This window comes from Massilia sp. TWP1-3-3 (genome assembly GCF_049897805.1).
Classification (GTDB): Bacteria; Pseudomonadota; Gammaproteobacteria; order Burkholderiales; family Burkholderiaceae_D; genus Telluria_A.
This window is the reverse complement of record NZ_JAFCWX010000001.1, coordinates 277,429-302,209: the sequence shown is the minus strand read 5'-3', so window position 1 is coordinate 302,209 and position 24,781 is coordinate 277,429. Positions and strand designations below refer to the sequence as shown.

Genomic DNA, 24,781 nt, shown 5'->3' with positions numbered 1-24,781 from the left:
GTTTTGCCTCGTATTGTCTCGTTTCGCGCGCTGATCGGCGATTAGACATGCGAGGCTTTACCAACGTCATTTTGCGCGTCTAACGAGGCAAAACGAGACGTCAAATTCGACAAAATGCACTAGGGCGCGAGGCGGCGTTACCGCCTCCTCCTGCGCCGTGCTTGCTCAATAAAAATTGACGGCAAAACCCGTCCGGCTTTCAAGTATGGTGTGGACGCCTTTGTTTGGGCATCAGTCCTTGGAACCCTTGGTCCAGCGCAGGCCAAAGCCGAAGCGCCGGTCCATCAGCTCGTGCGCGCTTTGGCTGCCCTGCTGCGAGAAGTACTCTTCGAGCTTGGTGAACTGCAGGCTGCCGCTGCGGTTCTCGACCAGCGCGATGGCGCACATCATCTGGCTGCCGCCTTCCGACAGGCGCACTTCGATCGGCGGCTGGTTTGGCATGTTGATCGTCACCACACCATCGGTCGCGGCCCAGTTGGGCGCGCCCTTGTAGATGTAGGCGAAGATCAGCGCGCGCTTGATCGTGTGGACCTGGTCGCCGTTGATGATCAGGTTTTCGCCAGTGGTTGATTGGCCCGTGCGGTCGTCCGCTTCGAGCTTGATGTACGGCTCGCGGTCGTAGTCGCCCCAGGCGTTGCCGAGCGCCTGCACCAGGCCCGGACGGCCGTCAGCCATCTCGTACATGCAGCCCAGGTCCAGGTCGATGCCGCCGGACGGATTGGCGCCGCCCGTCAGGCGCGCCAGGAAGCCCTGCTTGGGCGCTGCAACGGGCGCCGCGCCCGTGTGGTTCCAGTTCAGGTTGACGTGGATGCGGCCAAAACCGCGACCGCCGGCCGCCTTGTCGAGCGAGACCTTGTCGCCGCGCTTTTCAAGCGTCACCTTCGACAGCGACACCTTGCCCGCCGCCGGCACGGCTGCTGGCGCCGCCGGTGCCGATGGCGGCGCCGACGGCCCGGCCTCGCTCCCGCCAAAGTGCTTGAGCAGCGCCGACAGGCCGCCATTGAAGCCCTGGCCGACTGCGCCAAAACGCCAGACCCCGTCCTTGCGATAGACTTCGCCGACGATGACGGCTTTTTCATCCTGGAAGTCGGCGCCGTTCATGGGGAACTGCACCGCGTCGCCCAGCGTGATGGTGCTCGCGCCGCTGGCACGCATGGTGCCGTTGCCGTCGATGGCGGCGACAAACACCAGCTTGTGGATGGTGTCGGGCAGCGCGGCCAGGTTGACGGCAAAGCGCGCCGTGCCCGCGTTCAGCGCCAGCTTGACGGCGTCGCCCGGGCTGGCAAGCTGGTTGTAGAACACCATGTAGCGTTCGTCGGAAAGCTTGTCGCTGGCGTCCAGCCCGAAGCACGAGACGTCCACCGTCATACCGGCGCCGGCGATGTCGACCACGATGGGGAATGGTGAATTGACGCCCAGGTCGGCGAGCTTGCCCTTTTGTCCACGCGAGAAAATGTTCACAATGCTTGTCCTTTTCAGTTGAAGGGAAATCAGGGCGCCGCAACGTCGCTCTGGTGCGCGCCAAATACGTTGGACTGCTCGACCATGCGCTGCGCCCACGCCCGGTGGGTGGCCACTTCGCACATGGAATCGTGCAGCTTGAAAACGGCCGGGCTGTCGACATCGAGGATCGCGCGCGCCGCTTCCAGGTCGCGCGCCTTGACGCGGTAATGCTGCTCGATGAGTGTAATCTGGCTTGGATGGATCGCGGTCTTGCCGACCATTCCGTAGGCCATGTCTTCGGCCACTTCCTGGTCCAGCAGGTCGGGCAGGTCCAGGTGTTCGAACACCGGCGCCGTGAGCACGAAACCGTACGGGCGGAAGGTGGTGACCAGGCGCGCGATGACCGGGCCGAGCGGGGTGCGGTAAATGGTCATGTTGCGCGGACGGCGCAGTCCGAGCAGCGCAAGCAGGTCGTTGCCGCCGATGCGCAGCGCCAGGATGCGCGAACGCACGCCCGGCTGCTCCAGCGTTTCGCGGAACTTGCGCATCTCGTCGTCGTTGAAGACGTCGGCCGTTTCCAGCGTGGGCATGAGCATGTGATCGGTGCTGCGCACCTGCTTGAAGTAGGCGTCGAAGTTGTGGCGCGTGCACTTGGGGATGACAAAGCCGGTCAGCTTTTCAACGCCCGGCATGGCCAGCACGCGCGCCAGCACTTCCGGGTTGCGCACGCGGACAAAGCGCTCGGCGCGGCAGTCAGCCTTCATGTTGGCCAGCACCACCGACAGGTTGAACAGGGCCCAGCTGAGGTCCGCATCGGCAACCGCGTCTTCGGTGCAAAAAATCAGCGAGCGGGTATGCCCGAGGCGCTCGCCATCGGCCACTCCCATCAGGTGTTTGTGATTTGCGGGCAGGTAGAGCGAAGCGCCCATTGACTTAGCCATCGAGTGCACTCCTAATCAGCGAAACGGCGTGGTAGGGCAACGCGGGGTCGACCATCACGGGGATATTTTTTTCCTGCGCCAGCAAGACCAGGTGCGCAACGTCGATTGCTTCGGCGTCGCGCACGATCAGCAGGCGCGGACTGCGGCGCAGCAGCACGCGGGTCGCTTCGCCGATACCCGGCTTGACCAGGTTGATGTCATTGATGCCGTGCTGCGCCAATGCGGCTTGCATATAGTCGCGCGACACCGTGGCCGCCAGCGCCTTATCCATCGGCGCCAGGGTGCTTGATGCGGCGGGCAGCGTGAGCGCGTGCGCCACCAGCTCGTCGGCAAAGCGTTGCGACTGGTCTTGCGGCTCGAACTGCTTGTAGTACACGCAGCCGTGAAAGTCGCCGGGGCCGATCGACGCGTTCAGGATCGAACGGCTGATCAGGCCCGACACCGTGGCGTTCAGGATCGACGAAGGAATCAGGTAGTCGTCGCACGAGGCGGCGCAGGCGGCGCTGCCGGCCAGGTCCGACAGCACGTACAGGCCGCCGTCGATCCGGGTGCCGCGGCGCGCGTTGAATTCGGCGATGGCCGTTTCCAGCTCGCGCGAGATCACGCCCTTGCCGGTCCAGCCGTCGACAAAGACAATCGATTCGCTTGCGTGACCTTGGGCCAGGATGTGCTCGAGCGCGACCTGGTCGATGCCGCGGTCGCGGATGATCGAGACCGAATAGTGCTCCACGCCGCGCCCTATCGATGCCAGCAGGTGCTTGAGCACCACGCCCACGGGCGTACCGGCACGCGCCAGCGACACCAGCGTGATGGCGCCCGTCCGGCGTTCTGCGATCAAGCGCGCCAGCGTCAGGCAGTCCTGCGCCATGCGCGCCATGTTGGCCTTGCAGGCCTGGCGGAACACGTTCAGGTAGCGCTCGGACGGCAGCGATTCGGGCGACAGCATTTCGCTGTAGTGGCGCTGGCCCGACTGGATCAGTCTTTCTTTTTCAGGAATGTCGACGAAGTCGAGCATGTCCAGCGGCTTTAACAAAAAGCGCACGTCGCCGCTGCGGTAACTGCCGGAGAAATTCATAGCGCCTCCAAAGTCAGGCCGGCCAGCTGGGTGCGGCGCGGGACGATGGCGTAGTCGCAGGCGGCCATGAAACGCGCGTCGGACTTGCTGTCGCCAATGCCGAAGGTAAGGATGTCGCCATGCTCGGCGCGCAGTTTGGCCGTCACGTAAGCCACCGCGTGCGACTTGTTCAGCGCGGTGGGCAGGATCGCCAGGTTGTTGCCGTTACGGTGGATGAAGTAATCGCGCCCGCCTTGCGCGATCCACGGCGCGACCACGTCGCGCTCGATCGGCTCGAGGTTCTCGGCCACTTTTTGCGGGTCCTTGATGACCAGGTAAAACGGCGTATCACAGTCTTCGATCAGGCGCGCACGCGCGCCAAAGCCGGTGCGTTCGGCCCAGGCGTCGATCAGGGCAGCGAGTTCCTGCAGGCCGGGCAGGGCGGCCTGCATGGCTTCTTGCATGTGGGCCAGCCACTCCTGGTCGACACTGCGGTCGGGGCGCAGCACGATGCCGCCGTAGTCAAGCACGGCCCAACTGGAAAACGGCAGCTGGACGCGCCCGAAAGCGTTCAGGTTGCGCGCGGTGGCGGGGATCATGGTCATGCCGTCCTGCGCAAAAGCGATGAACGCGCGCTGGGCTTCGGTGGTGTACGAAATGGGATTGCCGTCCTTGAGGAAGGCAGTCGCTTGCAGGCCGTCCTGGCCGCCGCACTTTTCGAGTGACTGGAACAGGGTGTCGTCGAGGTCGGCGAACAGGAATTTATGAAACTTCTTCAACTTGGGTCTCGGTAATGAAATGGAACAGGCGCGCGTGAAACACGTCGGCCAGGCCGCGCAGCGCGGCGTTCGGCGCTGTTTCGTGGCAGATGAAGACATGGTCGTACATGCCGGGGGTGACGTTATACAGGAAATTGGTGACACCCTCGCCATAATTGTCCGGAAACGCGAGCGCGGCCGACACCGAACCCCATTTCAAGATGGGCGAACGCGTGGTCGACTGCACCACCACGTCCAGACCCGCAGCTTCCAGGCCCGCACCCAGCATATACGAGGCGTGCATGAATTCGCCCGTGCCCAGCACCAGCACGCGCTGGCCCGGCTGCACGCCGGCCGCCAGACGCGCGACCAGGCCGCCCGGCACGCGCAAGGCGCGGTCCAGGCCAAAGCGGCCGAACACACCGCTCGCGCCGCGGTCGGCCGTGGCGTCATAGCGCTGCGCCGGCGGGCCTTCGGTGGGCACATCGCCCGGAATGAACTGGTATTCGCCGGACAGGGGCGCGGCCATGCTGGTGGTCACGCCAAAGCGCGCGCTCAAGGCCTCGGTGGCGGCCTGGCCCATGAAGTTGGTGACCGTGGCCAGGTGCACCCGTGCGATGTTCGGATTCAGTGCGCGCACCGCGTTCGACAGGTTCAGGAAGGTGTTGCCGGTGCTCGCCTCGTCGTCGATCAGTACCAGGGTGCGCGCGGTGAGCAGCAGGTCGCGCTTGTGCATCTCGGTGGGCATGTGCAGAAACTGGCGCGGCGCGTGGCTGTGCGCTTCCTCGAATTCGATTACCGGCTCGGTGCCTACCCGGTAGCGGGTGGTGTAGATGAACAGCGCGTCGCGCCCCGGGTTGGCGGCCAGCCAGGCTTCGAACACGCCCTGGCCCAGACCCACGGCCGTTTCGGCCATGGCGATGAAGACCACGGCGCCGTCGATGGCCGGCACCGCGTCGGCCATGTCGGCATGGATCATGCGCATCACGGACGGGCGCACCGGCCAGTGCTTGCCCAGCACCTTGGACAGGAATAAAAAGCCGCGCTTGGCGTTGGCGCGGGCGGCAAAGCCGAGCAAGTCGTCGAGCGGGTAGGCGCTCTCGTGGACGGTCAGTTCGAGCGTGCCGGTCGGCAGGGTGACGCTCAGGGGGGCGTTTAGCGGCAGTGTGGTGGCGTCGGTCATACAAGTTCCGTGGAAGAGGTCAGTTCGGCCACGCGAATGCCGTTGCGCACTTCGGGCACGTGCACCGTGTGGTAGCCGTCGGCGAAGCCGGCCAGGGCGATGTAGGGCAGGTTCGGGCCGGCCACGCAGGCCATGCCGATGCCGCCCGACATGCGCGGGTTAATTTCAAGCAGGCGCAGCGCGCCGCCGCCTTCGCGGTACTGCACGTTGAAGCACCCGTTCAGGCCAAAGTCGGCCGCCAGTTTGGCGGTGGCGTCGAGGATATCGCGGCGCATGTCGATCAGTTGGCCGCGCCCGGCCTTGCGCGGCTTTTTGCGCGCCACGGCGGCCACCAGGCGGCCGTTCTCGCCCACGCAGTCAACGCTGTACTCGTGCCCGTCCAAAAATTCCATCAGCAGCATGGTGCGAAACGCGCCCAGCTCGGCCAGCCCGCGTCGCATGTCGGCCAGGCCAATGTGGTACTGCTCGCCGGCCAGCAGCAGCGCGGCGCTGCTGCGCGCTTCGTCCAGCACCGCAAAGCCCAGGCCGAAGACCGATTCGGACGGCTTGACGCACAGCGTCTGGTGGACCTGGCGCAGTTCTGCGTAGGCGGCGTCGAACTGCTGCACGTCCTCGAACACGCGAAAGTCGGCCACGGGGGCGAGCGGCAGGTCGACCGTGGCGTAAAAGCGCGCCTTGTCGTGAATCAGTTCGAGCGACGCGACCGAGCCGGCGCTGAGCACGCGCGTGCCTTGTGCCTCGAAGCGGGCGTGTTCGCCGGCCAGGACGGTCGATTCCTTGCCGGGCACGAAAATGTCGACCTGGTGCTCGCGGCAAAAATCAAGGCACCACGCAATATAGGTGGCGGTGTCCATGCCGGTCGGCTCGACGAAAAACTCGTGCGCGACGCGGGCGGCGTTGACGTGCGGATTGGCATTGCTGTAGATGAGATGAAAGCGACCTTCGGCGTCCGCTTCGCGGATGAGGCCGATAGCCGCGTACACGGACGAGAACGTCCTGTTGAACCAGACACGCATGAATAACCTTAAAAATGACTGTTGATAAATTCTTTAACTATTGATAAAGGCAGCGGCGCTTACGCCAGCACGCCGTGTTGCTTGGCCAGCTTGAGCCAGGCCGGGTACTCGGCCATGAGCAGGTCGTACAGCGCGCCATCGCCGTGTTCATCGGGCGAGGCCACCGAAAAGAAGTTGGCGTTGTCGACCAGGCGTCCGCTTAATTCATCGAGTTTTTCGAGGAAGGGGAAGTCAGAGTCTGCGAACGCCAGCAGGCGCTTGCTTTTTGATTTGCGGCCTTTGCCAATGCCCATAAACTGCCAGAAGATCGGCTCGTAGCTGCTTTGGCGCAGCTGTTTTTCGGTCAGCGGCTGGTCGGACGTGCTGCCGTCGGTGACGAACATGACATACACCGGGATCGCGCCCTTGACGGGTGCCTTGCGTTCGGCGCCGGCGCCGTCCGGGAAGTAGAACTTGCGCACCGCTTCCATCGCCCGCCCGTAGCGGGTGTCGCCTTCGAGCGGGTGGCGCGAGATCACGTTCTGGATGTAGGTGGGCGCGTTGGACAGAGTCATGGGCGCCGGCCGGTGCACGCCGGAGCCGAACAGGAATACGTCGATCTCGCCATCATCGTCGAACTTGCAGCCAAGCGCCAGGATGTGGTCGGAAAACTGTTGTACCAAGCCCTTTTTGTAGAGCGAGGTCATGGAACCGGAAATGTCGAGTACCAGCGCGACCTTGGCGCGGTGCGCCGACAGGCCGACCTTGGCCAGCGAAACGCCGGCGTGCTTGACCAGGCTGACCAGCTGCGGCGCTTCGCGTTCGATGCGTTTTTCCAGCGAAATGCGCGCTGGCGGCGGCGCGGCGTCAGTCACCGCGCCGCCGAAGTGGGCAACGAGCGCATCAAGGCCGCCGTTGAAGCCCTGGCCGACGGCCATGAAGCGCCACTGGCCGTCCTTGCGGTACAGCGTGCCGAGCATGGCGGCGCGCTCCTGGGCGAAGTCGGCGCCGCTGAAAGGGAAGCGGGCGGCGTCGCCCAGTTGCAGAGCGCTCGCGCCCAGCTGGGCCAGGGTGCCGGCGCCGTCGACGCTGGCAGTGATGACGAGCTGGTCGATTGCCGCGGGCAGGCGCGTGGTGTCGATTGCGAAGCTGGCGCCGTTGGGGGCGGGCGTCATCGCCACGCCGCCGCACGGGGTTGCGCTCTGGTTGAAGAACGTCATGTACGGTTCGGCCAGCAGCTTGCCGCCGGCGTTCAGGCCGAAGCACGCAAAGTCCAACGGCACGCCGTTGGCGGCCAGCGAAATGACAATACGCCCGTTGCCCGTCATTGTAGCCAGTGGCAGGCGCTGCCCCCGTGAAAGCTGTTCCATCGTGCTCCGCTGTAAAAGAATTGGGTGCTGACTGGTCCGGATGGCGCGTTTGCGCTGCGGACCAGTCAGGTACTTAGGCGTTGACGCCGAACGAGCGGGCCAGGGGGCCCAGGCCGCCCTTGAAACCCTGGCCGATGGCCTTGAATTTCCATTCGGCGCCGGCGCGATACAGTTCACCGAAAATCATCGCCGTTTCGACCGAGCCGTCTTCGGACAGGTCATAGCGCGCCAGTTCCTTGTCGCCGTCGGCGTTCAGGCAGCGGATGTAAGCCTTGCCAACCATGCCGAAGTTTTGCTTGCGCGCGTCCGCTTCATGGATCGTGACGCACAGGGACACCTTGTCGATGTCGGCCGGCACCTTCGACAGGTCGACCAGGATCTTCTCGTCGTCGCCTTCGCCCACGCCGGACGTATTGTCGCCCTGATGGGTGACCGAGCCGTCGGTCGACTTGAGGTTGTTGTAGAAGATGAAATCGCTGTCGCCGCGAACCTTGCCGTCGTTTTTCTGCAGGAATGCGCTGCCGTCGAGGTCGAACGCGGCGCCGTCGGTGGCGCGCGGATCCCAGCCCAGGCCGATCATCACGCGCGTCAAGCCGGGTTCTTCCTTGCTCAGGTTGACGTTGCCGCCTTTTTGCAAACTGATTGCCATATAAATCTCTCCTTGGTTGAAATTCCGAAAAAGACCCGATTGGCCGGGTCTTGCTACAACAACCCTAGATGGGCACGTTTTGTAATCAATCAAGCAATCTATTTTAGCTCGAATACAACGCCGCACACGTAGTTGCTGGACAGAAATTGCAGCGCCAAGGTAGACTGGAATCCTCCTTTGCCACGCAGCTTGCCATGACCATCGACCTTGACAGCCGCCGCTCCATCCGCAAGATTGCCTGTGCGGATTTTGCTGCCTATCCGGTCTGGGAATGGGCGATCAACGAGGGCGCTCCGCTGGGCGACGGCGATTCCTTCCTGCGCCCGACCTCGCTCGACAGCCTGGGCCTCGATGCGGGGCGGCATTATGTAGTGAGTGCGACGGCCACGCTGAGCGAGGGCAGCGTGCTGCCGGCCTGCGTCGAAGTCAGCGTGCGCGGCAACCGGCGCCACGTTGAGCCGATGTTTATCTTCCTGCAGGAGCGCCATCTCGACTTTGGTGGCTCAGAGACAAAAACCGTGCTCAGTCACTACACCAAGCGCGCGGGTTGCCGCCCGCTGCGCTGGACGCTGGCCGTGCCGTTCGCGGGTGGAACGGTGCTGCCGTCGGGCATGTTGCGCGAGAGCTTGCTGTCGCGGGTCACGCGGCTGTGGACGCGGCTGCGGCGGGCGGCGGTAGGCAAGAGCGTCCTAGTGCCGTAGTACTTGCTTTGCGGCCTACACAGCAGGCATTCGTTTTGCAACCTCCCCCGGGGTCAGTTCCCCCATTGCGACACGAGCACATCTGCTGCTTGATGAGCTCGTGTCGCAATGGGGGATCTGACCCCCTAGCAGCCTGTCGGACTTGCGAAACTAAAACACGATTGCGCGCCTGAAACGAAAAATATTGGCTCTGGATACCATTCGTGGCATTTAAATGCGGAAATTTAGCCTAAATTTTCAGCAAGCGGTCAATAAAGTTTCTTTTTTACCCATAGTCCGACAGGCTGCTAGAGATTGCAATGGGGGAACTGACCCCCTAGAGATTTCTAGAGATTTCCACAATCGCAAAGGCTGGCCGGGCAACAACCGCTACCGGAGTCTCACCCAATCGGCTGCTTACTATTGTGCTTTGGCGGGGGAGGGCGTGATAAACTCGCTGAAACGGGGGGCGCGATGAACTTGACCTTGGAATGCGAGCAGGAAGCTGACGGTCGCTGGATTGCGGAGGTTCCTGAATTGCCGGGTGTGATGGCCTACGGCATGTCGCCCAATGATGCGATGGCGAAAGCACAGGTGCTCGCACTGAGGGTCATTGCCGAGCGCATTGAACATGGCGAGTCGTTGCCTATCAGTTTTAGTATTTCTCTTCCCGTTAACGTATGACGCAGTGGCCTTCATCGAAGGCCAAGCGGGTTTTGGCTGCCCTTCTAAAAGCAGGCTGGACAATAAAGCGACAAAGCGGTTCGCATCGCACGCTCAGCCGTGACGGCCGGCCAGATGTCGCGTTCGCGTTCCACGACAGCGCAGAAATTGGCCCCGTCATGCTGGCGCGCATTGCCAAGCGAACGGGCTTGGGCGCTTCCGACCTGTGAGCGCCGCCGTACTGCCCCAAACGCTGACACAACACATCGCCATACCCCCAACTAAGTTGTTGCGTCAAGCCCTTTTGCACGTTATACTAGCCGGCTTCGGTATGGATTCGTCCGTTTTGAATCTGTCCTTTACTTGGTAGTTAAACAAAGCCCCGCCCAATCGCAGGTGGGAATGGAGAAAAAATGAGCCTAGGCCTTCTCGGTCGCAAGGTTGGAATGATGCGCATCTTTACGGATGAAGGGGACTCGATCCCTGTCACCGTGCTGGACGTGTCGAACAACCGTGTTGCGCAAGTCAAAACTCCTGAAACAGACGGTTACTCCGCTGTTCAGGTCGCTTTCGGTCAACGTCGCGCTTCCCGCGTGACCAAATCGGTAGCGGGTCACCACGCCAAAGCTGGCGTCGAAGCCGGCACCATGCTGCGCGAATTCCGCGTAGATGCAGGCAAAGCTGCCGAACTGAAAACTGGCGACATCGTCGCCGCTTCGCTGTTCGAAGTCGGTCAAAAGATCGACGTTCAGGGCGTTACGATCGGTAAGGGTTACGCTGGCGTCATCAAGCGTTACCACTTCTCTTCCGGTCGCGCTACCCACGGTAACTCGCGTTCGCACAATGTGCCGGGCTCGATCGGTATGGCGCAGGATCCAGGTCGCGTTTTCCCTGGTAAGCGCATGACCGGTCACCTTGGTGACGTTAACCGTACCGTACAGAATCTCGTCATCGCCCGTATCGATGCCGACCGTCAGCTGTTGCTGGTCAAAGGCGCCGTACCAGGTGCGAAAAATGGCCAAGTGATCGTCTCGCCTGCCATTAAATCCAAAGTTCAGAAGGGAGCTTAATTATGGAACTCAAGCTTCTGAATGAGCAAGGACAAGCAGGTTCGAACGTTGCTGCAGCCGATACCGTTTTCGGCCGTGACTACAACGAAGCACTGATTCACCAGATCGTGGTCGCCTACGCCGCTAACGCGCGTTCGGGTAACCGCAAGCAGAAAGACCGTGAAGAAGTCCACCACACGACCAAGAAGCCTTGGCGCCAAAAAGGCACCGGCCGCGCTCGTGCCGGTATGTCGTCCTCGCCTCTGTGGCGCGGCGGCGGTCGTATTTTCCCGAACTCGCCTGACGAGAACTTCACCCACAAAGTCAACAAGAAGATGTATCGCGCAGGTATCTGCTCGATCCTGTCCCAGTTGGCCCGTGAAGAGCGTCTGGTCGTCGTTGAGTCGATGAGCATCGATGCTCCCAAGACCAAAATGCTGTCGCAGAAGCTTGCCAGCATGGGTCTGGAATCGGTCATGATCATCACCGACAATCTGGAAGAGAACCTGGAACTGGCGTCGCGCAACCTGCCGCACGTGCTCGTCGTTGAGCCGAAGCATGCAGATCCGATGTCGCTGGTGTTCTACAAAAAAATCGTGGTCACCAAAGCAGCACTGGCCATGATCGAGGAGATGTTCGCATGAGCGGCATACTGAAATTTTCCGAAGAGCGCCTGATGAAGGTTCTCCAGGCGCCGGTCATTTCCGAGAAGGCCACCATGGTCGCGGAAAAGAACGAGCAGATCGTGTTCCGCGTATTGCCGGATGCGACCAAGCCTGAAATCAAGGCAGCCGTTGAACTGTTGTTCAAGGTTGAAGTCCTGTCCGTCCAGACAGCCAATCGCCAAGGTAAGCAAAAGCGTTCGGGCCGTTTCAATGGCCGTCGCAATCATACCAAGCGTGCTTTCGTGTGCCTGAAGCCTGGCCAGGAAATCAATTTTGTCGAGGAGGCTAAATAATGGCACTCGTAAAGATGAAACCAACCTCACCAGGCCGTCGCGGCATGGTGAAGGTTGTGAACCCGGACCTGTACAAAGGTCGTCCGTTCGCAGCCCTGGTTGAAAAGAAATCGAAAACTGCCGGCCGTAACAACAACGGTCACATCACCACCCGCCACATCGGCGGCGGTCACAAGCAGCACTATCGCCTGATCGACTTCAAGCGTCAGAAGGATGGTATTCCGGCAAAGGTCGAGCGTATCGAATACGATCCAAACCGTACCGCGAACATCGCCCTGCTGTGCTATGCAGACGGTGAGCGCCAGTACATCATCGCTACCAAGGGCATGGCCGTTGGTGACAGCGTGATGAACGGTTCGGAAGCGCCGATCAAGTCGGGCAACTGCCTGCCGATCCGCAACATCCCGGTCGGTACGATCATGCATTGCGTCGAAATGCTGCCAGGTAAGGGTGCCCAGATGGCCCGTACCGCCGGCGCCGGCGTGGTGCTGATGGCACGCGAAGGTACCTACGCTCAAGTGCGCCTGCGCTCGGGTGAAGTACGCCGCGTGCACATCGAGTGCCGCGCAACCGTTGGCGAAGTCGGCAATGCCGAACACAGCCTGCGCAAGATCGGTAAAGCTGGTGCGATGCGCTGGCGCGGTGTCCGTCCTACCGTTCGCGGTGTGGTCATGAACCCGGTCGATCACCCGCACGGTGGTGGTGAAGGTAAAACCGCAGCTGGTCGTCATCCAGTGTCGCCTTGGGGCCAACAGACGAAGGGTAAGAAGACGCGCCGTAACAAGCGTACGACTTCGATGATCGTCTCGCGCCGCGGCAAGAAATAAGGATAAGACATGACACGTTCATTGAAAAAAGGGCCGTTTATCGACGCCCACCTGGTGAAAAAAGTCGAAACCGCGCAAGCGAACAAAGACAAAAAGCCAGTAAAAACCTGGTCGCGCCGTTCGACGATTTCGCCAGACTTCATCGGTCTGACGATCGCTGTACACAACGGCAAGCTGCACGTGCCGGTGTACATCTCCGAGAACATGGTTGGACACAAGCTCGGCGAATTCGCACTGACCCGTACGTTCAAGGGCCATGCCGCTGACAAAAAGGCGAAGAAATAATGGAAACCAAAGCTATCCTCAAAGGTGTGCGCCTGTCGGATCAAAAAGGCCGCCTGGTTGCCGATCTGATTCGCGGCAAGAAAGTCGGCGCAGCACTCGACATCTTGCAGTTCAGCCCGAAAAAAGGTGCAACGATCATCAAGAAGGTTCTGGAGTCCGCCATCGCGAACGCCGAACACAATGATGGCGCTGACATCGACGAGTTGAAAATCGTACAGATCTATGTTGAAAAGGGTCCGATCCTGAAGCGCTTTACTGCACGCGCTAAAGGTCGGGGCGATCGTATCTCGAAACAATCCTGTCACATCTACGTGACTGTCGGTAACTAAGGGGTCACGATGGGACAGAAGATTCATCCAACAGGCTTTCGCCTGTCAGTAACCCGTAACTGGGCATCGCGTTGGTACGCGGGCAATGGTAACTTTGCCCAAATGCTCAACGAAGATCTCGCAGCACGTGCTTATCTGAAAAAGAAACTGAAGAACGCTTCGGTTGGCCGCATCGTCATCGAGCGTCCTGCCAAGAACGCGCGTTTCACGATCTACAGCTCACGCCCAGGCGTGGTCATTGGTAAAAAAGGCGAGGACATCGAAGTACTGAAGACCGCGCTGACCAAGATTATGGGTGTGCCGGTTCACGTGAACATCGAAGAAATCCGCAAGCCGGAAATTGACTCGCAGTTGATCGCCGATTCGATTTCGCAGCAGCTGGAAAAACGGATCATGTTCCGCCGTGCAATGAAGCGCGCCATGCAAAATGCCATGCGTCTCGGTGCACTCGGTATCAAGATCATGTCTTCGGGCCGTTTGAACGGTATCGAAATCGCTCGTAAAGAGTGGTACCGCGAAGGCCGTGTGCCACTGCACACGCTGCGCGCCGATATCGACTACGGTACCAGCGAAGCGGCAACGACCTACGGCATCATCGGCGTCAAGGTCTGGGTATACAAAGGTGACCGCGCGCCAAACGGCGACGCACCAGTCATCGATAGCCCGGCTGACGAAAAGAAGAGCCGCGGCCCGCGCCGTGACGATGGCAAGCCAGCTGGCCGTCCGCGTCCAGCCGGCGCCCCTGGCCGTCCAGGTTCAACCCCAACTGGCGCACCAGTGGTCAAGGCCCGTCCTGCAGTCGCAGTGAAGAAGCCGGAAGCCGCAGCTGCCGCACCAGCTGAGAAAGCAGGAGAATAAATCATGCTGCAACCAGCACGCAGGAAGTATCGTAAAGAGCAGAAAGGCCGTAACACCGGCATTTCGCACACCCGCGGCACCGCGGTCTCGTTCGGTGAATTCGGTCTGAAGGCAGTCGCCCGCGGCCGTATCACGGCGCGTCAGATCGAAGCTGCACGTCGTGCCATGACCCGTCACATCAAGCGCGGTGGTCGTATTTGGATCCGTATTTTCCCGGACAAGCCAATTTCGAACAAGCCAGCTGAAGTTCGTATGGGTAACGGTAAAGGCAATCCAGAGTACTACGTCGCTGAAATTCAGCCAGGCAAGGTACTGTACGAGATGGACGGCGTCGACGAGACTTTGGCACGTGAAGCGTTCCGTCTGGCCGCAGCCAAACTGCCACTGGCGACGACTTTTGTCATCCGCCAAGTCGGCACTTAAAAGGAGTTGTAAATGAAAGCATCAGAACTCCGCGGCAAAGACCAGCCAGCGCTTGAAAAAGAGCTGAATGAGTTGTTGAAGGCCCAGTTCGGCATGCGTATGCAAATCGCTACGCAACAGCTGAGCAACACTTCGCAGCTCAAGAAGGTACGCCGCGATATCGCGCGTGTAAAGACTGTCATGAACTCGAAGGAAGCCAAATGAGCGACACCCCTAAAGTAGCGCTGAAGCGCACGCTGGTCGGTAAAGTGGTGTCGGACAAGATGGACAAGACGGTTACCGTGTTGATCGAGCGTCACGTCAAGCACCCGCTGTACGGCAAGATCATCATGCGTTCGAACAAGTATCACGCGCATGACGAAGGCAATGTGGTCAAGATGGGTGACACCGTCGAGATCCAGGAAGGTCGCCCGATCTCCAAGACCAAAGCTTGGACAGTAACGCGCGTTGTTCAGGCAGCGCCAGTTATCTAAGAGCTTTAAGCTTTACCAGTAGTGCCGGATGGGGCGGCCGCAGAGGAGCGCGGCAGCCAGCTTCCGGATAATAGTTCTTGCGGGCCCGCCAGTATTGTGTGATACTAGCGGGCTTCGTTCATGTAACGCCGCATATCAGTCACCCCGGTGGCAGCGGCCTAATAAAACGTAAGTTTTTGGAAAGTCCATCACCCAATCAGCGTTCTCCAGCAAGGAGGGCACTGGCGGGACCAAGACTGACCGCAGGCCCACATCGTGGGGATTCTTCGGCTTAAGTTGGGAAAGAGAATACTATGATTCAAACTGAAAGCCGGCTCGAAGTAGCCGACAATACCGGTGCCAAGGAAGTTATGTGCATCAAGGTATTGGGCGGTTCCAAGCGCCGTTATGCTGGCATTGGCGACGTGATCAAGGTAACCGTCAAGGTTGCTGCGCCACGCGGCCGTGTCAAAAAAGGTGAAATTTATAACGCCGTGGTTGTCCGCACCGCTAAAGGTGTGCGCCGCCCAGACGGCTCGCTGGTGAAGTTCGACGGCAATGCCGCCGTACTGCTCAACGCCAAGCTCGAGCCGATCGGTACCCGTATTTTTGGACCAGTCACGCGCGAACTGCGCACTGAAAAGTTCATGAAGATCGTGTCCCTGGCACCTGAAGTTCTGTAAGGAGTCGCAATGGATAAGATTCGTAAAAACGACGAAGTCATCGTTCTGACCGGCAAAGACAAGGGCAAGCGCGGCGTTGTTCAACAGCGTGTAGACGCTGAACATGTCGTGGTTGAAGGCGTCAACATCGCTAAAAAAGCGACCAAGCCTAACCCAATGACCGGCGTAACTGGTGGTATCGTCGATAAGACAATGCCGATTCACGTGTCCAACGTTGCATTGTTCAATGCAGCGACTGGCAAGGCAGACCGCGTGGGCTTCAAAGACGTAGACGGCAAGAAAGTCCGCGTTTTCAAGTCCTCCGGCGAAGTAGTGAAAGCTTAAATCATGACACGTCTCCAAGAGTTTTATAAAGACAAAGTCGTTGCCGACCTCGTAACCAAATTTGGTTACAAGTCGCCAATGGAAGTGCCGCGCCTGACCAAGATCACCCTGAACATGGGCTTGGGCGAGGCAATCGCGGACAAGAAGATCATCGAACACGCAATGGGCGACATGACCAAGATCGCCGGCCAAAAGCCAGTGACCACCAAGGCACGTAAAGCTATTGCAGGTTTCAAGATCCGTGAAGGCTACCCACTCGGTGCGATGGTCACCCTGCGCGGCGCCCGCATGTACGAGTTCCTGGATCGCTTCATCACCGTGGCCCTGCCGCGCGTGCGCGACTTCCGTGGTGTGAATGGCCGTTCGTTCGATGGTCGTGGCAACTACAACATCGGTGTCAAGGAACAGATCATTTTCCCTGAAATCGAGTACGACAAGATCGATGTGCTGCGTGGTTTGAATATCAGCATCACGACGACCGCCAAGACCGACGACGAAGCGAAAGCACTCCTCGCCGCCTTTAAATTTCCGTTCAGAAACTGAGATCATGGCAAAACTATCACTGATCAACCGCGAACAGAAGCGTGCAGACCTGGTGGCAAAATTTGCCCCTAAGCGTGCAGCTCTGAAAGCCATCATCGATGACCAGTCGAAGACGGAAGAAGAACGCTATGAAGCCCGTCTGAAGTTGCAGGCTCTGCCGCGCAACTCGGCACCGACCCGCCAGCGTAACCGCTGCGCAATCACCGGTCGTCCGCGTGGCACATTCCGTAAATTCGGTCTGGGTCGCATCAAGCTCCGTGAATTCGCCATGCGTGGTGAAATTCCGGGTATGACTAAAGCAAGCTGGTAATAGGAGAATATGCAATGAGTATGAGCGATCCTATCGCCGATATGCTGACCCGCATTCGCAATGCACAAGGCGTTCAAAAAACGACCGTGGCCATGCCATCGTCGAAAGTCAAAGTGGCGATTGCCAACGTCCTCAAGGACGAGGGTTACATTGAAGATTTCGCCGTCACCGCAGCTGGTGGCAAGGCGGAACTGAAGATCGGTTTGAAGTATTACGTTGGCCGTCCGGTCATCGAGCGCTTAGAGCGCGTGTCCCGTCCGGGCCTGCGCGTCTACAAGGGCAAAGATGATATCCCTACCGTCATGAACGGCCTGGGTGTGGCGATTGTGTCGACCCCGCAAGGCGTCATGACAGACCGCAAAGCACGCGCCACCGGTGTCGGCGGCGAAGTTATCTGCTACGTGGCTTAAGGAGTATCGACAATGTCCCGAGTAGCTAAAATGCCGATCACTGTTCCAGCTGGCGCCGAAGTGGCGATCACTGCAGCAGCGATCACCGTCAAGGGCCCGCTGGGCACCATGACCCAGAACCTGAACGGCTTGGTAAAAGTAGAAAACAAAGATGGCACCCTGTCGTTTGACGTCGTCAACGACAGCCGTGAGTCGAACGCGATGTCCGGCACCTTGCGTGCCTTGGTCAACAATATGGTGACCGGCGTGACCAAAGGCTTCGAGAAGAAGCTGTCGCTGGTAGGCGTGGGCTACAAAGCCCAGGCCGCCGGTGACAAGCTGAACCTGTCGCTGGGTTTCTCGCACCCTGTTGCGCACCAGATGCCAGCCGGCGTGACCGTGACCACCCCAACCCCGACCGAGATCATCATCAAGGGTATCGATCGTCAACAGGTTGGTCAAGTCGCTGCCGAAGTGCGTGCTTACCGCTCCCCTGAGCCTTATAAAGGCAAGGGCGTCCGCTATGTGGACGAAGTGGTTAAGCTTAAAGAAACCAAGAAGAAATAAGGCTGACCATGGACAAGAAAGAATCACGTCTGCGTCGTGGACGCCAGACCCGCATCAAGATCGCTTCGCTGAAAGTAAATCGCTTGTCGGTACACCGTACCAACCTGCACATTTACGCCAGCCTGATCAGCCCGGACGCCAAAGTTCTCGTTTCGGCCTCGACGGCCGAAGCGGAAGTGCGCGCCGAACTGGCAGGCAAGAGCGGCGCCGGCGGCAATGCCGCCGCTGCTGCCCTGGTCGGCAAGCGTGTAGCGGAGAAAGCACTCAAAGCAGGGATTACCGAAGTTGCGTTTGACCGCTCCGGTTTCCGTTACCACGGCCGTGTGAAGGCGTTGGCTGAAGCCGCGCGTGAAGCCGGTCTGAAGTTCTAAGGAAGAATCGTCATGGCAAAAATGCAAGCTAAAATGCAAAGCGACAAGCCGGATGATGGCATGCGCGAAAAAATGATCGCGATCAACCGCGTGACCAAAGTGGTCAAGGGTGGTCGTATCATGGGTTTCGCCGCGTTGACCGTCGTCGGTGACGGCGATGGCCGCATTGGCATGGGCAAGGGCAAGTCGAAGGAAGTACCGGTTGGTGTGCAGAAGGCAATGGAAGAAGCCCGTCGCAACCTGATCAAGGTACCTCTCAAGAACGGCACGATCCACCACAACGTATCGGGCAAGCACGGCGCATCGAAAGTCATCATGATGCCCGCCAAGCCAGGTACCGGCGTGATCGCTGGCGGCGCAATGCGCGCTATCTTCGAAGTAATGGGCGTGACCGATATCGTGGCGAAATCCACGGGCTCGTCGAACCCTTACAACCTGGTGCGCGCCACGCTCGACGGTCTGTCAAAAATGAGTACTGCTTCCGACATCGCCGCCAAGCGCGGCAAGTCGGTCGAAGACATCCTGGGCTAAGAGGAACATCATGGCAAACACCATCAAAGTACAATTGGTCAAAGGGCTGATCGGCACGCGGCAAGACCACCGTGCCACCGTCCGCGGTCTGGGCTTGCGTCGTGTTAACTCGGTGTGCGAGTTAGAGGACACCCCATCCGTACGCGGCATGATCAATAAAGTGTCGTACCTCGTTAAAGTAGTCGCTTAAGCCTTCGGGCTTAAGTAACGGAGAAACTTATGGAATTGAACACAATCCAACCAGCCGAAGGCGCCAAGCACTACAAGCGTCGCGTCGGTCGTGGTATTGGCTCGGGCATCGGTAAAACCGCTGGCCGTGGTCACAAAGGTCAGAAATCGCGTTCGGGCGGCTTTCATAAAGTCGGTTTCGAAGGCGGTCAGATGCCTCTGCAGCGCCGTCTGCCTAAGCGTGGTTTCAAATCGCTCAACGCAACGTTCAAAGCTGAAGTACGCCTGTCGGACCTGAACAACCTGCCTGTCGGCGATGTCGACATCCTAGTGTTGAAGCAAGCTGGCATTTTGCAAGTCCTGGCGCGCGATGTGCGCGTGATCCTGTCCGGCGAAGTCACCAAAGCGGTGAACCTCAAAGGCTTGAAAGTGACTGCAGGCGCGAAAGCGGCAATCGAAGCAGCTGGCGGCTCGGTAGCGTAAGTTGCAGATCTAACAGCTTGATCGGAGCAAAAATTGGCGACTAATTCACAACTCGGTAAAAGTGCAGCTGCCGGTTTCCCTTGGGGTCGTCTCTGGTTTTTGCTTGGCGCGTTAGTCGTTTATCGTCTCGGTGCGCACGTTCCTGTCCCAGGAATCGACCCGGCACAACTGGCTAGCCTGTTCAAGCAAAACTCTGGCGGTGTCCTGGGCATGTTCAACATGTTCTCGGGCGGCGCGCTGGAACGTTTCGCGGTATTTGCACTTGGCATCACGCCTTACATCTCGGCCTCGATCATCATGCAACTGGTGTCGATCGTTTCCCCGCAGATGGAAGCGTTAAAGAAAGAAGGCGAATCCGGACGCCGCAAGATTACCCAGTACACCCGGTACTTCACGGTAGTGCTGGCGTTGTTCCAGGCTTTTGCCATTGCGGTCGCGCTCGAGTCGCAGCCGAATCTGGTGATCGAGCCTGGCATGGTGTTCCGCTTCGTTACGGTAGTGACGCTGTTGACTGGTACCATGTTCCTGATGTGGCTCGGCGAGCAGATCACGGAGCGCGGCCTCGGTAACGGTATTTCGATCATTATTTTCGCTGGTATCGCAGCGGGATTGCCGGCCGGACTGGTGCAGATGTTCTCGCTAGTATCGAACGGTTCGATGCACCCGGTGGCGTTGATCGTCATCCTGATGCTGGTGGCCTTCGTGACCTTCGCAGTGGTGTTCGTGGAACGCGGTCAGCGCAAGATTTTGGTCAACTATGCGAAGAAGCAGGTCGGCAACAAGGTATATGGCGGTCAAACCAGCCACTTGCCTTTGAAGCTGAACATGGCCGGCGTGATTCCGCCGATCTTCGCCTCGTCGATCATTATGTTTCCCGCGACGATCGTCGACTGGTTCACCAAGGGTAAGGACACCAGCGGCCCGGTGATCGGTTTCTTGAAAGACTTGGCAGCATCGATGGGGCCCGGTGAGCCCATCCATGCGCTGTTGTATGCAGTGGCAATCATCTTTTTCTGTTTCTTCTATACGGCGCTGGTGTTCAACAGCAAAGAAACAGCGGATAACTTGAAGAAAAGTGGTGCATTCGTTCCCGGGATTCGTCCAGGCGACCAGACTGCCCGCTACATCGACAAGATCCTGATGCGCTTGACACTGGCTGGTGCGGTGTACATCACCTTGGTGTGTTTGTTGCCGGAATTTTTACAGGCCAAATGGAAAGTTCCTTTCTATTTCGGCGGTACGTCCCTGTTGATTATTGTGGTTGTTACCATGGATTTCATGGCTCAAGTACAAAACTACGTCATGTCGCAGCAATATGAATCGCTGCTGCGCAAGGCGAATTTCAAGGGCGGTATTCCGACGCGATAAGCGCCCAGGAGCGGTCGAACCGAATGGCAAAAGACGACGTCATACAGATGCAAGGCGAGATTCTCGAGAATCTCCCAAATGCTACGTTTCGGGTAAAGCTGGAAAACGGTCACGTGGTGCTCGGACATATTTCGGGAAAGATGCGGATGAACTATATCCGCATCCTTCCTGGCGACAAGGTCACGGTGGAGCTCACGCCCTATGACCTGAGCCGGGCCAGGATTGTGTTCCGGACCAAGTAAATAATTTAGAAGTCGAACCAAATCGTAAAGAGGCAATTATGAAAGTTCTCGCATCAGTCAAGCGGATCTGCCGCAACTGCAAGATCATCAAGCGCAAAGGCGTTGTCCGCGTAATCTGCGTGGAACCGCGTCATAAGCAGCGTCAAGGTTAATTTAACGTTATTTATTGAGGATAACGAATGGCACGTATTGCAGGGGTTAATATCCCAAATCATCAGCACACCGTCATCGGCTTAACCGCCATCTACGGTGTTGGCCGCCCACGCGCACAAAAAATTTGCGCAACGACGGGTGTAGCGACCAATAAAAAGGTCAAGGATCTCGACGATAGCGAACTGGAAAAGCTGCGTGACGCAGTCGGAACGTTCGTTGTCGAAGGCGATCTGCGCCGTGAACTGTCCATGAACATCAAGCGGTTGATGGACTTGGGTTGCTACCGCGGCATGCGCCATCGCAAGGGTCTGCCTTGCCGTGGTCAGCGGACCCGCACCAATGCACGGACTCGCAAGGGTCCGCGCAAAGCCGCACAATCGCTTAAGAAATAACTAGGAAACGACTATGGCCAAGCAACAAAGCAGCGCCGCAGCAGCACGCGTACGCAAAAAAGTTAAAAAGAACGTCGCCGAAGGCATTGCACATGTCCACGCTTCTTTCAACAACACCATCATCACGATCACCGATCGCCAGGGCAATGCTCTGTCGTGGGCGACGTCTGGCGGTGCTGGCTTCAAGGGTTCGCGTAAATCGACCCCGTTCGCAGCGCAGGTTGCGGCTGAAGCAGCAGGCAAGGTCGCTGTCGAGTGCGGCGTGAAGAACTTGGAAGTGCGTATCAAGGGCCCCGGTCCTGGTCGTGAATCCGCAGTTCGCGCTTTGAACAACCTGGGTATCAAGATCACTGAAATCCAGGACGTGACGCCAGTGCCGCACAACGGCTGCCGTCCACCGAAGCGTCGTCGTATCTAAGAAATACGATAAGAATTACCCGACGCCGGATTCGTCTGGCCGTCGTTAGCGAAATAAAGATTGCCGGAGCAGCCCCCGCAAGGGTATACTGCCCGGCTGTTCATGCATGCCATGTTTTTACATGCGCGGCTGGAACGCTATCCTTACTCTTGTAAGCCACCGTCTGCTTGAAAGCGAAGTGGACTAGCGCCTGCCACACCATGCGGTGTTGCCGGGGCGTCATACAAAGGAATTATTGTGGCACGTTATATCGGACCTAAAGCAAAACTGTCCCGCCGTGAAGGTACGGACCTGTTTCTCAAGAGCGCACGCCGCTCCCTCGATTCGAAATGCAAACTGGACGTCAAGCCAGGCCAGCACGGTGTCAAATCCGGTGCGCGTACCTCGGACTACGGCAACCAGCTGCGCGAAAAGCAAAAAGTCAAGCGCATGTACGGCATCTTGGAGCGTCAGTTCCGCCGTTACTTCGCCGAAGCCAACCGTCGCAAGGGCAACACCGGCGAAGCGCTGCTGCGTTTGCTGGAGGCGCGTTTGGACAACGTTTGCTACCGTATGGGCTTTGGCTCGACCCGCGCCGAAGCGCGCCAGCTGGTCAGCCACAAGGCATTCACGGTCAACGGCAACGTTGTGAACATCGCTTCGTACGCAGTGCGTACCGGTGACGTCATTGCAGTTCGTGAGAAGTCGAAGAAACAAGTACGTATCGCCGAAGCGCTGTCGCTGGCGGAGCAGATTGGCATGCCTAGCTGGGTGTCGGTTGACTCGAAGAAAATGGAAGGCACCTTCCGTAGCTTCCCAGAGCGCAACGAAATCGCTAACGATGTCAATGAATCGCTGATCGTCGAGCTGTACTCGCGTTAAGAACGCCTGACCGCCTTCCTTGTTCACGCAGGGAGGGCGGTTTTGCCGTTGATATCGTTTCCCGCCCGCTTCTTCTTGACGCGGGCGTTTTCACTAATGCCATCAGCCTTATCGGTGTAATGAGCCGAGGGTATTGAAAAGGACATTTCATGCAAAACAGTTTGTTGAAGCCACGTATTATCGATGTTGAAGCCCTGGGCGCCGGTCACGCAAAAGTCGTGATGGAGCCGTTCGAGCGTGGCTATGGCCACACATTGGGTAATGCGTTGCGCCGTGTTCTGCTGTCGTCGATGGTTGGCTACGCGCCTACCGAAGTGACGATCGCCGGCGTGGTCCATGAATATTCGTCGCTCGACGGCGTGCAGGAAGACGTCGTTGACTTGCTGTTGAACCTGAAGGGCGTTGTGTTCAAAGTGCACAACCGCGATTCGGTCACGCTGACCCTGAAAAAGGAAGGCGAAGGCGCGATTTTGGCTTCCGACATCGACTTGCCGCATGACGTCGAACTGATCAACCCGGACCATGTGATCGCTCACCTGACCGCCGGTGGCAAGCTGGACATGCAGATCAAGGTTGAAAAAGGCCGTGGCTACGTTCCAGGCAATGTGCGCCGCCTGTCGGAAGACACCAACAAGACGATCGGCCGCATCATTCTGGACGCGTCGTTTTCGCCGGTGCGCCGGGTCTCGTATTTCGTTGAATCGGCTCGCGTCGAACAGCGTACCGACCTCGACAAGCTGGTCATCAACATTGAAACCAACGGCGTGATCACGCCGGAAGAAGCGATCCGCCAGTCGGCCCGCGTTCTGGTGGACCAGTTGAATGTGTTCGCTGCACTGGAAGGCACGGAAGCTGCCGCCGAAGCGCCATCGCGCGCGCCGCTGGTCGATCCGATCCTGCTGCGTCCAGTCGACGATCTGGAACTGACCGTGCGTTCGGCCAACTGCCTGAAAGCAGAAAACATTTACTACATTGGCGACCTGATCCAGCGTTCGGAAAACGAATTGCTCAAGACGCCAAACCTGGGCCGCAAGTCCCTGAACGAAATCAAGGAAGTGCTCGCCTCGCGCGGCTTGACCTTGGGCATGAAACTCGAGAACTGGCCGCCTGCAGGTCTCGAAAAGTAAGCAACGCGCAAGCGTTGCGTGTCCTCGCGAACGCGGGGAACCAAGTTTTACCCCATCCGGGGCGGGTGCTCCGGATGTCTAACCAAGCTATCAACCGGCCCGCACTCAGTGAGTGATCGAAGAGCTGGATTTAAACAACTCGAAAGGAATTACCATGCGTCACCGTCACGGCCTTCGCAAGCTGAATCGTACCTCGTCCCACCGCCTGGCTATGCTGCGCAACATGACCGTTTCCCTGCTGCGTCATGAAGCCATCAAGACCACCGTCCCAAAAGCGAAGGAACTGCGCCGCGTTATCGAGCCGATCCTGACCATGGGCAAGACCGACACCCTGGCCAACAAGCGCCTGGCATTCGCCCGCCTGCGCGACCGCGAAATGGTGTTGAAGCTGTTCGCTGAACTCGGCCCACGTTACGCAAACCGCAATGGCGGCTACCTGCGTATCCTGAAAATGGGTTTCCGCGTCGGCGACAATGCGCCAATGTGCTACGTTGAATTGATGGATCGTCCGGACGTCACCAACGTTGAAGATGCTCCAACGGCTGAGTAATTAGTCCGTGATACGAAGAAAAAGCCAGGCGATGCCTGGTTTTTTTTCGTCCCTTGTGAGCCAGGTTGCGAAATTCGTGTCATTTTCAGAAGGCGACTGCTCGAATGTCTGGAGTCGGTTGCACCAACTGAAACATGCTTAGCCCGTACCCGCATGATGGACTGGCGTGTCGTGTAAAGTCACGGGCTACCTTGGCGATGGACTCCCCCGCCGCGAGACGGGCGATTGCTTCGATTTGCTGTACTATCGTTAGCGCTGGCGGCCGGCTCAAAGTCTTTCCTTCGGCACGCGCGCATGCGATACCCGTGGGTGCGCTCTATTAACAAAGCACGCTTGGAACTCAGCAACCGCGCTCAGCAGCTAAATGCCTGTTCAGGAATGTCT

At 58.8% G+C, this 24,781-nt stretch carries 39 protein-coding genes; 31 read left to right on the top strand and 8 right to left on the bottom strand.

The genetic code is table 11. The annotated features are described in order from the left end of the window. Positions 1–231 precede the first annotated feature (231 nt). The 8 genes from ACP7D4_RS01445 to ACP7D4_RS01410 all read right to left on the bottom strand — a co-directional run bounded on the left by ACP7D4_RS01445 (position 232) and on the right by ACP7D4_RS01410 (position 8,393). Entirely contained in the window at positions 232–1,461 is a 1,230-nt protein-coding gene (locus ACP7D4_RS01445) for a TerD family protein (protein ID WP_426101581.1), read from the bottom strand. Between the two features lie 29 nt (positions 1,462–1,490). Next, positions 1,491–2,384 carry an HpcH/HpaI aldolase/citrate lyase family protein gene (locus ACP7D4_RS01440; RefSeq protein WP_426101579.1) on the bottom strand — a complete coding sequence of 298 codons (894 nt, stop codon included), beginning with the start codon at positions 2,382–2,384 and terminating at the stop codon, positions 1,491–1,493. Next, positions 2,377–3,459, bottom strand: a complete 1,083-nt coding sequence (locus ACP7D4_RS01435; protein WP_426101577.1) for a cysteine protease StiP family protein — start codon at positions 3,457–3,459, stop codon at positions 2,377–2,379. The genes ACP7D4_RS01440 and ACP7D4_RS01435 overlap by 8 nt, the downstream gene beginning before the upstream one ends. After that, positions 3,456–4,217 (bottom strand): hypothetical protein, encoded by a 762-nt coding sequence (locus ACP7D4_RS01430; RefSeq protein ID WP_426101575.1) that lies wholly within the window; start codon positions 4,215–4,217, stop codon positions 3,456–3,458. The genes ACP7D4_RS01435 and ACP7D4_RS01430 overlap by 4 nt, the downstream gene beginning before the upstream one ends. Further along, a complete protein-coding gene (locus tag ACP7D4_RS01425; RefSeq protein WP_426101573.1) occupies positions 4,201–5,379 on the bottom strand; it encodes a phosphoribosyltransferase domain-containing protein in 1,179 nt (392 codons plus the stop codon). Before ACP7D4_RS01425 ends, ACP7D4_RS01430 begins: the two co-directional genes overlap by 17 nt. Next, entirely contained in the window at positions 5,376–6,395 is a 1,020-nt protein-coding gene (locus ACP7D4_RS01420; protein ID WP_426207576.1) for an ATP-grasp domain-containing protein, read from the bottom strand. Before ACP7D4_RS01420 ends, ACP7D4_RS01425 begins: the two co-directional genes overlap by 4 nt. 59 nt (positions 6,396–6,454) lie before the next feature. Next, positions 6,455–7,744 (bottom strand): VWA domain-containing protein, encoded by a 1,290-nt coding sequence (locus ACP7D4_RS01415; protein ID WP_426207575.1) that lies wholly within the window; start codon positions 7,742–7,744, stop codon positions 6,455–6,457. Positions 7,745–7,817: 73 nt separating this feature from the next. After that, positions 7,818–8,393 carry a TerD family protein gene (locus tag ACP7D4_RS01410; protein WP_426101567.1) on the bottom strand — a complete coding sequence of 192 codons (576 nt, stop codon included), beginning with the start codon at positions 8,391–8,393 and terminating at the stop codon, positions 7,818–7,820. 194 nt (positions 8,394–8,587) lie between these two features. On the opposite strand from ACP7D4_RS01410, the gene ACP7D4_RS01405 reads away from it, so the two are divergent. From ACP7D4_RS01405 to rplQ, 31 genes are all read left to right on the top strand, one after another. Beyond that, positions 8,588–9,094: a hypothetical protein gene (locus ACP7D4_RS01405; RefSeq protein WP_426101565.1), complete on the top strand. Its 507-nt coding sequence runs from the start codon at positions 8,588–8,590 to the stop codon at positions 9,092–9,094. A 453-nt stretch (positions 9,095–9,547) separates the two neighbouring features. Then, complete coding sequence (locus ACP7D4_RS01400) at positions 9,548–9,757, top strand: type II toxin-antitoxin system HicB family antitoxin (RefSeq protein WP_426101564.1); 210 nt, start codon at positions 9,548–9,550, stop codon at positions 9,755–9,757. Beyond that, complete coding sequence (locus tag ACP7D4_RS01395; protein ID WP_426207574.1) at positions 9,754–9,966, top strand: type II toxin-antitoxin system HicA family toxin; 213 nt, start codon at positions 9,754–9,756, stop codon at positions 9,964–9,966. Before ACP7D4_RS01400 ends, ACP7D4_RS01395 begins: the two co-directional genes overlap by 4 nt. A gap of 183 nt (positions 9,967–10,149) precedes the next feature. Beyond that, positions 10,150–10,806 carry a 50S ribosomal protein L3 gene (rplC, locus tag ACP7D4_RS01390; protein ID WP_426101560.1) on the top strand — a complete coding sequence of 219 codons (657 nt, stop codon included), beginning with the start codon at positions 10,150–10,152 and terminating at the stop codon, positions 10,804–10,806. A 2-nt stretch (positions 10,807–10,808) separates the two neighbouring features. Continuing rightward, positions 10,809–11,429 (top strand): 50S ribosomal protein L4, encoded by a 621-nt coding sequence (gene rplD, locus ACP7D4_RS01385; RefSeq protein ID WP_426101558.1) that lies wholly within the window; start codon positions 10,809–10,811, stop codon positions 11,427–11,429. After that, on the top strand, positions 11,426–11,743 hold the full coding sequence (gene rplW, locus ACP7D4_RS01380; RefSeq protein ID WP_426101556.1) for a 50S ribosomal protein L23: 318 nt from the start codon (positions 11,426–11,428) through the stop codon (positions 11,741–11,743). The genes rplD and rplW overlap by 4 nt, the downstream gene beginning before the upstream one ends. After that, complete coding sequence (rplB, locus tag ACP7D4_RS01375; protein WP_093390447.1) at positions 11,743–12,570, top strand: 50S ribosomal protein L2; 828 nt, start codon at positions 11,743–11,745, stop codon at positions 12,568–12,570. The genes rplW and rplB overlap by 1 nt, the downstream gene beginning before the upstream one ends. Before the next feature lie 9 nt (positions 12,571–12,579). Then, entirely contained in the window at positions 12,580–12,855 is a 276-nt protein-coding gene (gene rpsS / locus ACP7D4_RS01370) for a 30S ribosomal protein S19 (RefSeq protein WP_054265824.1), read from the top strand. Then, entirely contained in the window at positions 12,852–13,184 is a 333-nt protein-coding gene (rplV, locus tag ACP7D4_RS01365; protein ID WP_180279404.1) for a 50S ribosomal protein L22, read from the top strand. Before rpsS ends, rplV begins: the two co-directional genes overlap by 4 nt. A gap of 9 nt (positions 13,185–13,193) precedes the next feature. Then, positions 13,194–14,042, top strand: coding sequence for a 30S ribosomal protein S3 (gene rpsC / locus ACP7D4_RS01360; RefSeq protein ID WP_426101553.1), 849 nt, complete (start codon positions 13,194–13,196; stop codon positions 14,040–14,042). A gap of 3 nt (positions 14,043–14,045) precedes the next feature. Beyond that, positions 14,046–14,465 carry a 50S ribosomal protein L16 gene (gene rplP, locus ACP7D4_RS01355; protein WP_426101551.1) on the top strand — a complete coding sequence of 140 codons (420 nt, stop codon included), beginning with the start codon at positions 14,046–14,048 and terminating at the stop codon, positions 14,463–14,465. Positions 14,466–14,477: 12 nt separating this feature from the next. Further along, on the top strand, positions 14,478–14,669 hold the full coding sequence (gene rpmC, locus ACP7D4_RS01350) for a 50S ribosomal protein L29 (RefSeq protein ID WP_426101549.1): 192 nt from the start codon (positions 14,478–14,480) through the stop codon (positions 14,667–14,669). Beyond that, on the top strand, positions 14,666–14,938 hold the full coding sequence (gene rpsQ / locus ACP7D4_RS01345; protein WP_426101547.1) for a 30S ribosomal protein S17: 273 nt from the start codon (positions 14,666–14,668) through the stop codon (positions 14,936–14,938). Before rpmC ends, rpsQ begins: the two co-directional genes overlap by 4 nt. A 293-nt stretch (positions 14,939–15,231) precedes the next feature. Next, positions 15,232–15,600 carry a 50S ribosomal protein L14 gene (rplN, locus tag ACP7D4_RS01340; protein WP_426101545.1) on the top strand — a complete coding sequence of 123 codons (369 nt, stop codon included), beginning with the start codon at positions 15,232–15,234 and terminating at the stop codon, positions 15,598–15,600. 9 nt (positions 15,601–15,609) lie between these two features. Further along, the gene (rplX, locus tag ACP7D4_RS01335; RefSeq protein ID WP_426101543.1) at positions 15,610–15,924 is read left to right on the top strand and encodes a 50S ribosomal protein L24; all 315 of its coding nucleotides are present in this window, start codon (positions 15,610–15,612) and stop codon (positions 15,922–15,924) included. Between the two features lie 3 nt (positions 15,925–15,927). Then, positions 15,928–16,467 (top strand): 50S ribosomal protein L5, encoded by a 540-nt coding sequence (gene rplE / locus ACP7D4_RS01330; protein ID WP_426101541.1) that lies wholly within the window; start codon positions 15,928–15,930, stop codon positions 16,465–16,467. Positions 16,468–16,471: 4 nt separating this feature from the next. After that, positions 16,472–16,777, top strand: coding sequence for a 30S ribosomal protein S14 (rpsN, locus tag ACP7D4_RS01325; protein ID WP_426101539.1), 306 nt, complete (start codon positions 16,472–16,474; stop codon positions 16,775–16,777). A gap of 14 nt (positions 16,778–16,791) precedes the next feature. Beyond that, the gene (gene rpsH / locus ACP7D4_RS01320) at positions 16,792–17,187 is read left to right on the top strand and encodes a 30S ribosomal protein S8 (protein WP_426101537.1); all 396 of its coding nucleotides are present in this window, start codon (positions 16,792–16,794) and stop codon (positions 17,185–17,187) included. Positions 17,188–17,199: 12 nt separating this feature from the next. Further along, positions 17,200–17,733 (top strand): 50S ribosomal protein L6, encoded by a 534-nt coding sequence (gene rplF, locus ACP7D4_RS01315; RefSeq protein WP_426101535.1) that lies wholly within the window; start codon positions 17,200–17,202, stop codon positions 17,731–17,733. A gap of 8 nt (positions 17,734–17,741) precedes the next feature. After that, positions 17,742–18,104: a 50S ribosomal protein L18 gene (gene rplR, locus ACP7D4_RS01310; RefSeq protein WP_426101533.1), complete on the top strand. Its 363-nt coding sequence runs from the start codon at positions 17,742–17,744 to the stop codon at positions 18,102–18,104. Positions 18,105–18,116: 12 nt separating this feature from the next. Beyond that, positions 18,117–18,635 carry a 30S ribosomal protein S5 gene (gene rpsE / locus ACP7D4_RS01305; protein ID WP_426101531.1) on the top strand — a complete coding sequence of 173 codons (519 nt, stop codon included), beginning with the start codon at positions 18,117–18,119 and terminating at the stop codon, positions 18,633–18,635. Positions 18,636–18,645: 10 nt separating this feature from the next. Continuing rightward, positions 18,646–18,825 (top strand): 50S ribosomal protein L30, encoded by a 180-nt coding sequence (rpmD, locus tag ACP7D4_RS01300; RefSeq protein WP_426101529.1) that lies wholly within the window; start codon positions 18,646–18,648, stop codon positions 18,823–18,825. A gap of 29 nt (positions 18,826–18,854) precedes the next feature. Continuing rightward, complete coding sequence (rplO, locus tag ACP7D4_RS01295; protein ID WP_099789584.1) at positions 18,855–19,286, top strand: 50S ribosomal protein L15; 432 nt, start codon at positions 18,855–18,857, stop codon at positions 19,284–19,286. Between the two features lie 33 nt (positions 19,287–19,319). Then, on the top strand, positions 19,320–20,654 hold the full coding sequence (secY, locus tag ACP7D4_RS01290) for a preprotein translocase subunit SecY (protein ID WP_426101526.1): 1,335 nt from the start codon (positions 19,320–19,322) through the stop codon (positions 20,652–20,654). 23 nt (positions 20,655–20,677) lie between these two features. Then, positions 20,678–20,896 (top strand): translation initiation factor IF-1, encoded by a 219-nt coding sequence (infA, locus tag ACP7D4_RS01285; protein WP_005663428.1) that lies wholly within the window; start codon positions 20,678–20,680, stop codon positions 20,894–20,896. Positions 20,897–20,934: 38 nt separating this feature from the next. Continuing rightward, the gene (rpmJ, locus tag ACP7D4_RS01280; RefSeq protein WP_010394471.1) at positions 20,935–21,048 is read left to right on the top strand and encodes a 50S ribosomal protein L36; all 114 of its coding nucleotides are present in this window, start codon (positions 20,935–20,937) and stop codon (positions 21,046–21,048) included. Positions 21,049–21,075: 27 nt separating this feature from the next. Beyond that, positions 21,076–21,441: a 30S ribosomal protein S13 gene (gene rpsM / locus ACP7D4_RS01275; RefSeq protein WP_426101524.1), complete on the top strand. Its 366-nt coding sequence runs from the start codon at positions 21,076–21,078 to the stop codon at positions 21,439–21,441. A 13-nt stretch (positions 21,442–21,454) separates the two neighbouring features. Beyond that, the gene (gene rpsK, locus ACP7D4_RS01270; protein WP_008444339.1) at positions 21,455–21,859 is read left to right on the top strand and encodes a 30S ribosomal protein S11; all 405 of its coding nucleotides are present in this window, start codon (positions 21,455–21,457) and stop codon (positions 21,857–21,859) included. Between the two features lie 237 nt (positions 21,860–22,096). After that, positions 22,097–22,720, top strand: coding sequence for a 30S ribosomal protein S4 (gene rpsD / locus ACP7D4_RS01265; protein ID WP_426101521.1), 624 nt, complete (start codon positions 22,097–22,099; stop codon positions 22,718–22,720). A 149-nt stretch (positions 22,721–22,869) separates the two neighbouring features. Then, positions 22,870–23,847, top strand: a complete 978-nt coding sequence (locus ACP7D4_RS01260) for a DNA-directed RNA polymerase subunit alpha (protein WP_054265842.1) — start codon at positions 22,870–22,872, stop codon at positions 23,845–23,847. A gap of 154 nt (positions 23,848–24,001) precedes the next feature. Then, positions 24,002–24,397: a 50S ribosomal protein L17 gene (gene rplQ, locus ACP7D4_RS01255; protein WP_426101880.1), complete on the top strand. Its 396-nt coding sequence runs from the start codon at positions 24,002–24,004 to the stop codon at positions 24,395–24,397. The last annotated feature ends 384 nt before the right edge of the window (positions 24,398–24,781 follow it).